Origin of the sequence: Lapillicoccus sp. (genome assembly GCF_046595215.1) — a bacterium.
Lineage (GTDB): Bacteria > Actinomycetota > Actinomycetes > Actinomycetales > Dermatophilaceae > Lapillicoccus.
Genome location: NZ_JBKJPP010000099.1, coordinates 17645 through 27711, shown reverse-complemented (window position 1 = coordinate 27711; position 10067 = coordinate 17645). Strand labels below are relative to the sequence as shown.

The following is a 10067-nucleotide window of genomic DNA, read 5'->3' as shown; positions in this document are numbered from 1 at the left end:
GTGGTCGAGCCGGCAGTGTCGGCCGTGTCGTCACCCTGCGTGCGGGCCCTCAGGTGTTCGATGATGTGCGCGTTGGCGTCGAAGACGTGCATGCCCTCGTAGTCGCTCACCGGCGCGGTGAACCGGCCGTCGGGGCCGACGGGCACGACGGGCGCGATGTCGTGCTGGTCGGTGAGGAGCTTGTCCTCCTCACCGAAGGCGGGGGCGATGTGGACGATGCCCGTGCCGTCCTCGGTGGTGACGTAGTCGGCGTCCAGCACGACGTGCGAGTTCGGGTGACCGACGAAGTAGTCGAACGGCGGCGTGTAGCGGCGCCCGACCAGCTCGAAGCCCTTGAGCCGCTGGACGATCCGCTCCTGCACATCGACCTCGCCGCCGCCGAAGAGTTCCTTCGCGTATGCCGTGAGCCTCGCCTCCGCGAGGACGTAGCGCTCGGTCGTCCCCGTGAAGTCCGACTCCACGACGACGTAGTCGACGTCCCCGCGCACCGCCATCGCGAGGTTGCTCGGCAGCGTCCACGGCGTCGTCGTCCAGATCAGGGCGAGCTCGCCGGTCTCGAGCCGGTGGCCGAGCGTGACGGCCGGGTCCTGGCGCATCTGGTAGACGTCGTCGTCCATCCGCAGCTCGTGGCTGGACAGCGGTGTCTGGTCGTTCCAGCAGTAGGGCAGGCACCGGAAGCCCTCGTAGACCAGGCCCTTCTCGTGCAGCTGCTTGAAGGCCCACATGACCGACTCCATGTAGTCCGGCTCGAGCGTCTTGTAGTCATGGTCGAAGTCGACCCACCGGGCCTGCCGGGTGACGTAGGCGCGCCAGTCGTCGGTGTACTTCAGGACGGAGGTGCGGCAGGCGTCGTTGAAGGTCTCGATCCCGAGGTCCAGGATCTCCTCCTTGGTCTTGATGCCGAGCTGGCTCATCGCCTCCAGCTCGGCCGGCAGACCGTGGGTGTCCCACCCGAACCGGCGCTCGACCCGACGGCCGCGCATCGTCTGGTAGCGGGGCACGATGTCCTTGACGTATCCCGTGAGCAGGTGGCCGTAGTGCGGCAGGCCGTTGGCGAAGGGCGGCCCGTCGTAGAAGACGAACTCGTTGGAGCCGTCCGCCCCGGCATCGCGGTTCTCGACCGAGGCCATGAAGGTGCCGTCCCGGTCCCAGTAGGCCAGGACGCGCTCCTCGATCTCGGGGAAGCGGGGGCTCGACGGGACGGCATGCACGGCGGTGCCGATCACGGCGGTGCCGATCACGGCGTTGTCGTTCGCGGCGGTGGCGGATGACGTGGTGGCCCCGGTGGTGACCTTGGGGTAGGTCATGGCTGCTCGGCTCCTGGTGTGGCGGTGTCGTGTGGTCGTCTGCTCGTGTCTCCACGAGGACGACGTCGCCGGGCCGTTCGCCCGACACCACCGCGGTGCCACCTCGCTTGCCGCCCGCAACCCCGACGCTCCGGGGAAGGCACACGGCCGCTCTTGCCGAAGGCTGTCACGGGCCCACCCGTCCGGGTCTAATGGGGGCCCGCGAGCCGAGGGCGGGTTCCGCCGCCGGCCGCACAGGTCCTGTTCTTCCGGAGGCTCACCGCTGATGACGGCTCGAACGCCTCGGGGCCCAGTCTAGGGCAGACGGGCCGGTCTGCGGAGCGCCGCGGCGGCCACGGTGGTCGCGGCAATGGTCACCAGGGCCCCGAGCAGGAGGGCGGCCGCCTCCCCCGGACCGAGCAGGCCGAGCTGCCCCCCGAGGGTGGCCGCGGCCACGGGAACCCCGAGCTGGGCAGAGGTCAGCACGGCCACCGGCAGCGGTTGGCGCGTCAGGGCCATCAGGGCGTGGACGGCGACCGCCCCAACGCCGAGACCGAGACCCAGGCCGATCGCCGCCGGGTGGGAGATGAGGTCGCGCAGGTTGAGGGAGGCCCCGAGCCAGACGAAGAACAGCGGGCCGAGGAACCCCTCGGTGATGGCGAAGAGCTGCTTCGCCAGCCGCCGGGGCGCGCCCACGGCGGCGACGGCCAGGCCGAACGCGAAGCCGGCGACGAGCACGGAGACGTGCAGAACCACCGCCAGCGCCGCGAGCGCGAACAGCACGGTGAGCGAGACCCTCAGCTCGAGGGCGAGCTTGCGGTCCTGCGACAGGTGGTGGACCCGGTGGCGCACCCCGGAGCGCTCGACCCACCGCAGGGCGAGGAAGACTCCGGCGGCACCGACGAGGACGGCCAACCCGCCGACGAGGGCCCTGGCGGCGTGGGCCGGGTCGATGGCGAGCGGCAGCGCGACGATGCAGGCAGCGTCGGCCACGGCAACCTGCGGGAGCAGCTCAAGCACGGCGCGGCCGCCCGCCCCGGTGGAGGAGATGATCGGCAGGATCAGGGCCGCCGACGACGAGGCAAGGAGCACGGCATACAGGCCGCCGTGGTCCGTGCCGACGAGGTGGGCCAACAGCAGGCCCACGGGAACGGCGAGGAGGCCGATCGCGAACGCCCGGGCCAGACCCGGGCCGATTCCCTGGCGCAGTGCCGGGTCGCGCACGGGCACGTGGGACCCCGCGACGAACATCACCAGCGCGAAGCCGACCTGCGCGAGGAAGGCGAACGTCGGCTCGGACGAGTCGAGCGTGCCGATCCCCGTCGAACCCAGGACCACGCCGACGAGCAGCTCGCCGACCACGACCGGCAGTCCGACCCCCCGGGGCAGTGCGAGGAGCGGCCCGAGCAGGGCGACGCCACAGATCAGCGCGAGGGTGCCGAAGTCCATCCACCCTCCTCTGGTCGCACCCCGGTCGGCGGGGCGTGCTCGGACTCTAGGGGAGCAGCCTGCTCCGGCGGGCAGGGGCCGGCGCGGGGCGCGGCATACAGGGTGGTGGCAAGCAGGGTCTGGCAAACAGGGCGCGGCATACAGTGTCGAGATGACCGTGACCCAGTCCCGCCTGTCGTCCGTCCTGAGCGAGCGGGCCCTCGTCACGGATCCCGACGTCGCCGCGAGCTATGCCGTCGACGCGTCGCTGGGTGCGACGGCGCCCGAGCACTTCACCGTGGTGCGGGCCCGGGACGTGGCGGACGTCGTCGACGTGCTGCGGGAGGCGCACGCGCACCGCATCCCCGTGGTTCCGCAGGGCGCCCGCACCTCCCTCGCCGGTGGGGCGACCGCGAGCGAGGGGGCGATCGTCCTCAACGTCGAGGCCCTCGACGCGATCGAGGAGGTCAACGAGCTCGAGGGCTACGCGGTGGTGGGGCCGGGAGTGATCAACCAGAGCCTCAAGTCCGGGGCGGCCGAGGTCGGCCTCTGCTACCCGCCCGACCCGGCGTCCTCCGCCACCTGCACCATCGGCGGCAACGTCGCGACCAACGCCGGCGGACTGTGCTGTGTGAAGTACGGCGTGACGGCCGACTACGTCAAGGCCCTCGACGTCGTGCTGCCAGGTGGCGAGCTGATCCACACCGGCCACCGGACGGGCAAGGGCGTCGCCGGCCTCGACCTCACCGGGCTGTTCGTCGGCTCGGAGGGCACCCTGGGGGTCGTCACGTCGGTCGTGGCCAGGCTCATCCCCGCCCCCGACCCCGCCCTGACGGCCCTCGCGACGTTCGACTCGCTCGACGCCGCCGCGGCGGGGGTGGTGGCCCTGCGGCGCGACCGGCACCGCCCGTCCCTGCTCGAGTTCCTCGACCGGGCCACGATCGTCGCGGTGCAGGCCGTCGCCGACTACGGCTTTCCGCAGGGCTGCGCGGCCGCCCTCATCGTCTCGTCGGACCGTCCGGGACACACTGCCGAGGACGTGCAGCGGTATGCCGTGCTGCTCGGGTCTGCGGGGGCGAGCGAGGTGGCGGTGGCCGACGACGCCCAGGAGGCGGACGCGCTCATGGCGGGGCGCCGCGCCCTGCACGTCGCCCTCGAACGCAAGGGCCCGCACTTCATCGAGGACGTGTGTGTCCCCGTCGGGCGCCTCGCCGAGCTCATCTCGGCCGGCGAGCGGATCTCCCGCAGTCGAGGGGTCGAGGTGACCCTGTCCGGCCACGGCGGGGACGGCAACCTCCACCCCTGCTTCTTCTTCACCCGCGACGACCTCGACAGTCGCCACCGCGCCGAGGAGGCCTTCGGCGACCTCGTCCGGGTCGCGCTCGACCTCGGCGGGACGATCACCGGTGAGCACGGCGTCGGATCGCTGAAAAGGCACTGGCTGCCCCTCGAGCTGGGTGAGCGCGAGCTGGACCGGCAGCGCGCCATCAAGGCACTCTTCGACCCGCGCGGGATCATGAACCCCGGCGCGGTGTTCTGAGCCCCGCTCGTTCTGCGGCCCCGCTCGTCCTGAGCCCCCTGCCGGGACGTCGTCGCGCCGGGGGGCGGCCCGCCTGATAGAAACGAGGCATGACCGAGACCGACACCCGTGGCCGCTGGCTGACCAACGAGGAGCTGCGTGACGCACGCGAGCGCCTCCCCATCCTCTATGTCGACGCAGTGCCCGTGCGCGTGGACGAGCGGGGGGTGGTCACCGAGATCGGTCTGCTCCTGCGGGCCTCTGCCGAGGGTGAGATCAACCACGAGCTGGTCTCGGGCCGCGTCCTCTACCACGAGCGGGTCCGTGATGCGCTGCTGCGCCACCTCGAGAAGGACCTCGGCCCCCTCGCGATGCCCCGGATCCCCCTGTCGCCCACACCGTTCACGGTGGCGGAGTACTTCCCGACCCCCGGCGTGACCCCCTTTCACGATCCCCGCCAGCACGCCGTGTCGCTGGCCTTCGTCGTCACCGTCCAGGGCGACTGCTCGCCGCAGCAGGACGCCCTTGACCTGGCCTGGGTGACGCCGGACGAGGCCGCCCGACTCGCGGAGCAGGGCGACATGGAGAACGGCCACGGGGTGCTCCTGCGGCAGGCACTGGCTCACCTCGGGCACCCCGTCTGAGCGGTCTGCTCCTCCCGCCAGACCGAACAGGTCGGTCGACCGCCCACAACTCCTCACCTGAGGACCTGTGGACGGCTTGCTGGGGTCCAGGCGTCCATATCTCCTCACGTGACGACCTGTGAACGGCTTGCTGGGGTCCAGGCCTCCACATCTCCTCACCTGAGGACCTGTGAACGGCTTGCTGGCGTCCAGGCCTCCACATCTCCTCACCTGAGGAGATGTGGACCGGCGGGTATGCCGTGCCGCTGCGGCTCAGGGGGGCGAGGATCCCCGGAGCCGCTCCTGCTGCAGGAGTCCGTCGAGGTCCGTCAGGCGGTCCAGGCCGTGCACCGCCCGAGCCATCCGGTGGTTGCCCTCGAGGCGCTCGCGGTTGCGGTGCAGGAACGCCCAGTAGCCGGCGGTGAACGGGCAGGCGTCCTCGCCGACCCGGACCCTGGGGTTGAAACGGCACCCGCCGCAGTAGTCGGACATCGTGTTGAGGTAGGCGCCGCCGGCGGCGTACGGCTTCGTCGCGAGGATGCCGCCGTCGGCGTGCTGCGACATCCCGACGACGTTCGGCAGCATCACCCAGTCGTAGCCGTCGACGAAGGCCCGGTGGAACCAGTCGGTGACCTCGTCGGGACGCCAACCGCGTTGCATCGCGTAGTTGCCGAGCACCATCAGGCGCGGGATGTGGTGGGCCCAGCCGTGGTCGCGCACCCCCCGCAGCACCTCGCTGAGGCAGCGCGCCCCGGTCGCGTCGGCGTCGAGCTGCGCGAACCAGTCCGGCAGGTGCCGTCGCGCGTTCAGCCGGTTGTGGTGGCGGTAGTCCTCACCCAGATGCCAGTAGAGGTGCCACACGTAGTCGCGCCAGCCGATGACCTGGCGGATGAATCCCTCTGCCGAGTTCAGCGGCACGTCGCCGGCACGGTAGGCCGCCTCGACGCGCTCGACCACCTCGAGCGGGTCGAGCAGCCCGAGGTTGAGCGGGGCGGACAGGAGTGAGTGCGCCATCCAGTCGTCACCGGCGAGCATCGCGTCCTCGTGCGGACCGAAGGCGCCGAGCCGGTGGGTGACGAAGTCCTCCAGCGCGGCGAGGGCCTCGGCCCGGGTCGCGGCGAAGAGCCGTGGACCGTCGCGGCCGATGAAGCTCACCGAGCCGTCGGCCTCCCACGCGTCGAGGTCTGCCCGCACCTGGGCGTCGATCTCGTCCTCGTGCGGCCACCGTGGCTCGGCCACGCCGAGCGTGGGGCGACCCCTGGGCGGCGGCTCCCGGTTGTCCGCGTCGAGGTTCCACCGGCCCTGCGCCGGCTCGTCGCCGTCCATGAGGACGTCGAGCCGGCGGCGCGCGTCGCGGTAGAAGTCCTCAAGCAGTAGCCGCCGACCGCCGCGACCGGCTGCCCACTGCTCGAAGTCCGCTCTGCTGGTGGTGAACCCACGCTCGGGGAGGCGGACCACCTCCCGCTCCTCGGCAATCGTACGCACGAGTGCGACGGCGGCGCGGCTCGTGGGCTGCACGACCTCGAGCGGCCCGCCGACGTGCGCCACGGCTTCTCGGTAGGTGGGCTCGCGGCGGTAGTCGCAGCGCTCACCCAGCTCGGCGGCCCGGTGCCGCATCGCCGACAGGACGAGGTGCGCCTTCTGCCGGTGGAACTGCGTGCGGGCGAGCACCCGCCGCGACTCGACCATGAGGACGGGGCCGTCGTGGTCGGCGAGGAAGTGCGGGCCGAGCTGGTCGCCGAACAGCCATCTGGTCACCATGGCGCGGGCGCGTAGTCCTTGACGAAGCACCCGTGCAGGTCGTGGCCGAGCTCGCCCTGCACGATGGGGTCGTAGACGCGGGCGGCGCCGTCGACGAGGTCGAGCGGTGCGTGGAAGCCTTCCTGAGCAAGGCGCACCTTGGTGTGGTGCGGGCGCTCGTCGGTGATCCACCCGGTGTCGACGGCGGTCATCAGGATCCCGTCGGACTCGAGCATCTCCTGCGAGCTGGTCCGGGTCAGCATGTTGAGGGCCGCCTTGGCCATGTTCGTGTGCGGGTGCCCGGGCCCCTTGTAGGCCCTCCCGAACTGGCCCTCCATCGCGGAGACGTTGACGACGTAGGTGCGGCGGGCATCCGAGGCCGCCATCGAGGCGCGCAGCCTGCTGATGAGGATGAACGGAGCCGTCGCGTTGCACAGCTGGACCTCGAGCAGCTCGAGCGGGTCCACCTCGTCGACCTTCTGGGTCCACGAGTTGACGTGGTGCAGGTCGGGCACGAGGCCACCCGCGTCGATGGCCGTCCCCGCGAGCACCCTTTCCACAGAGGCCGACCCGGCCGTCAGCGCCATCGCGGTGAGCACGTGGGCCGTCCCACCGTGGGGCGTGGGGTGCTCCTGCAGGGCGCCGGCGAGCGCCGCCGGGTGGGCGTCGCTGACGTGCTCGAAGCTGATCATCTCGGGGAGCGGGCCGGCCGGGAGCGGCAGCGACTCCGCCTCCACCAGGGGGGCGTAGGCGCCGGGTGAGCGGCGCACGGTCTGGGCCGCGTTGTTGATGAGGATGTCGAGCGGGCCCGCCCCGGCGACCGAGTCGGCCAGCGCGACGACCTGGGCCGGGTCGCGCAGGTCGATCCCGACGACGGTGAGCCGGTGGATCCAGTCGGCGCTGTCACCCATCGCGGCGAACCGCCGCACGGCGTCGCGCGGGAAGCGGGTCGTGATGCTCGTGTGGGCGCCGTCGCGCAGGAGACGCAGCGCGATGTACATCCCGATCTTGGCCCGGCCACCGGTGAGCAGCGCCCGCCGGCCGTGCAGGTCGGTGCGGGCGTCGCGGTGGCTGCGGTTGAGCGCGGCACACGGCGGGCACAGCTGGTGGTAGAAGGCGTCCACCTCGACGAACCGCGTCTTGCAGGTGTAACAGGACCGGGCCTTGACGAGTCGACCGGCGAGCTCACCGGCAGCCCTCGGCACGAGCAGCAGGCCCTGCGTCTCGTCGTCGATCCGGTCGGGGGCCGCGGTGGCCGTCGCGGCCGTCACGGCGGCGTCCGCCGCCCGGGCCCTGGACTGCCGCACGACCCGGCGCTGCTCCTTGACGTTCTTGTAGATCCGGGCCGTCGCCCGGCGCAGGGCGACGGCGTCCGGGTGCTCGGGGGGCAGGTCGTGCGTCAGCGCGATGACCCGCAGCGCCTCGGCGAGGTCGGCCGGGTCGATCCCGGTCACCGCCTGGTGGGGCGCGCCCACCTAGCCCTGCTCCAGCAGCTGGTCGCGGGTGGACCCGAGCACAGTGAGGGGCAGGAGGGTCTTGCCCGTCGGTCCGACCTCGATGTCGGTGCCCATCTGGGGGCAGACCCCGCAGTCGAAGCAGGGGGTCCAGCGGCAGTCCTCCACCTCGGTGCCGTCGAGGGCCTCCTGCCAGTCCTCCCAGAGCCAGTCCTTGTCCAGCCCCGAGTCGAGGTGGTCCCACGGCAGGACCTCGACCTGCTCGCGCTCGCGGGTGGTGTACCAGGCGACGTCGACCTGTCCGTCCTCGGCGAAGACCTTCTCGGCCTGTGTCATCCACCGCTCGTAGGAGAAGTGCTCGCTCCAGCCGTCGAACCGGCCGCCGTCGCGCCACACCGCCTCGATGACCCTGCCGACCCGGCGGTCGCCACGCGACAGCAGTCCCTCGACGAGACCGGGCTGGCCGTCGTGGTAGCGGAACCCGATCGACGATCCGTAGCGGCGGTCGGACCGGATCGCCTCGCGCAGCCTGGCCAGCCGGGCGTCGGTCTCCTCGACCCCGAGCTGGGCGCACCACTGGAACGGCGTGTGGGGCTTGGGGACGAACCCGCCGATCGAGACGGTGCAGCGGATGTCCCGTCGGCCGGAGACCTGGCGGCCCGTCTCGATGACCCGCTTGGCCAGGTCCGCGATCTGGAGGACGTCCTCGTCGGTCTCCGTGGGGAGGCCGCACATGAAGTAGAGCTTGACCTGGCGCCAGCCCGCTCCGTAGGCGGCCGCGACGGTCTTGATGAGGTCCTCCTCGGTGACCATCTTGTTGATGACCCTGCGGATCCGCTCGGACCCGCCCTCGGGCGCGAAGGTCAGGCCGGAGCGTCGACCGCCCCGGGTCAGCTCGTTGGCGAGGTCGATGTTGAAGGCGTCGACCCGTGTCGACGGCAGGGACAGCCCGGTCTGGGTGCCCTCGTAGCGGTCGGCCAGGCCCTTGGCGAGGTCGGCGATCTCGCTGTGGTCGGCGGACGACAGCGAGAGTAGGCCCACCTCCTCGAATCCGGTTGCGGCCAGCCCTCGTTCGATCATCTCGCCGATGCCGGTGATGGAACGCTCGCGGACCGGCCGGGTGATCATCCCGGCCTGGCAGAACCGGCAGCCGCGCGTGCAGCCGCGGAAGATCTCGACCGACATCCGCTCGTGGACCGACTCGGCCAGCGGCACGAGTGGCGCCTTGGGGTAGGGCCAGGCGTCGAGGTCCATCACCGTGTGCTTGCTGACCCGCCACGGCACCCCGGAGGCGCCCGCCCGGGGGGCGACCCGCCGGATCCGGCCGTCCGGGAGGTAGTCGACGTCGTAGAGCGACGGGACGTAGACGCCGCCGGTGCGGGCCAGGCGCAGGAGCAGCTCGGGGCGACCCCCCGGGCGGCCCTGCGCCTTCCACGCCCCGATGAGGTCGGTGATGGCGAGGACGGCCTGCTCGCCGTCACCGATGACGGCCGCGTCGATGAAGTCGGCGATGGGCTCGGGGTTGAAGGCCGCGTGCCCGCCGGCCAGGACGATCGGGTCTTCCTCGGTCCGGTCTGCCGCATGGAGCGGGATGCCGCCGAGGTCGAGGGCGGTGAGCATGTTGGTGTAGCCGAGCTCGGTCGCGAAGGAGAGGCCGAGCACGTCGAAGTCACGGATGGACCGGTGTGCGTCGACGGTGAACTGGGGGACGCCCGACTCCCGCAGCAGCGCCTCGAGGTCCGGCCACACGGCATACGTGCGCTCGCAGAGCACGTCGGGGCGTTCGTTGAGCACCTCGTAGAGGATCATCACGCCCTGATTGGGGACGCCCACCTCGTAGGCGTCCGGGTACATCAGCGCCCAGCGGGTCGTCCGCTCCTCGCCACCGGGGCCGAACCCTCCGCAGTCCCAGTCCTTCACCGTGGAGTTGAGCTCTCCCCCGACGTACTGGATCGGCTTGGCGACCTGCTCCAGGAGCGGCTCCAGCGCGGGGAAGATCGAGGATCCGGCGATACGG

At 71.7% G+C, this 10067-nt stretch carries 7 protein-coding genes; 2 read left to right on the top strand and 5 right to left on the bottom strand.

The window, feature by feature from the left end; genetic code table 11:
• A partial coding sequence (locus ACLL9L_RS07970; RefSeq protein ID WP_411284110.1) for a class I tRNA ligase family protein occupies positions 1-1307 on the bottom strand: 1307 nt, incomplete at its 3' end.
• A gap of 294 nt (positions 1308-1601) precedes the next feature.
• Positions 1602-2735 carry a cation:proton antiporter gene (locus tag ACLL9L_RS07965; protein WP_411284109.1) on the bottom strand — a complete coding sequence of 378 codons (1134 nt, stop codon included), beginning with the start codon at positions 2733-2735 and terminating at the stop codon, positions 1602-1604.
• Positions 2736-2886: 151 nt separating this feature from the next.
• Here ACLL9L_RS07965 and ACLL9L_RS07960 point away from each other — a divergent pair, with 151 nt between their 5' ends.
• Entirely contained in the window at positions 2887-4254 is a 1368-nt protein-coding gene (locus tag ACLL9L_RS07960; protein ID WP_411284108.1) for an FAD-binding oxidoreductase, read from the top strand.
• A gap of 89 nt (positions 4255-4343) precedes the next feature.
• The gene (locus ACLL9L_RS07955) at positions 4344-4877 is read left to right on the top strand and encodes an NUDIX hydrolase family protein (protein ID WP_411284107.1); all 534 of its coding nucleotides are present in this window, start codon (positions 4344-4346) and stop codon (positions 4875-4877) included.
• A 252-nt stretch (positions 4878-5129) separates the two neighbouring features.
• Here the strand turns inward: ACLL9L_RS07955 and ACLL9L_RS07950 are convergent, their stop codons facing one another.
• The 3 genes from ACLL9L_RS07950 to ACLL9L_RS07940 are packed head-to-tail and all read right to left on the bottom strand — an operon-like array spanning position 5130 to position 10063.
• Entirely contained in the window at positions 5130-6617 is a 1488-nt protein-coding gene (locus ACLL9L_RS07950; RefSeq protein ID WP_411284106.1) for a cryptochrome/photolyase family protein, read from the bottom strand.
• The gene (locus ACLL9L_RS07945; RefSeq protein ID WP_411284105.1) at positions 6611-8071 is read right to left on the bottom strand and encodes an SDR family NAD(P)-dependent oxidoreductase; all 1461 of its coding nucleotides are present in this window, start codon (positions 8069-8071) and stop codon (positions 6611-6613) included. Before ACLL9L_RS07945 ends, ACLL9L_RS07950 begins: the two co-directional genes overlap by 7 nt.
• Complete coding sequence (locus ACLL9L_RS07940; RefSeq protein WP_411284111.1) at positions 8072-10063, bottom strand: TIGR03960 family B12-binding radical SAM protein; 1992 nt, start codon at positions 10061-10063, stop codon at positions 8072-8074.
• Positions 10064-10067 lie beyond the last annotated feature (4 nt).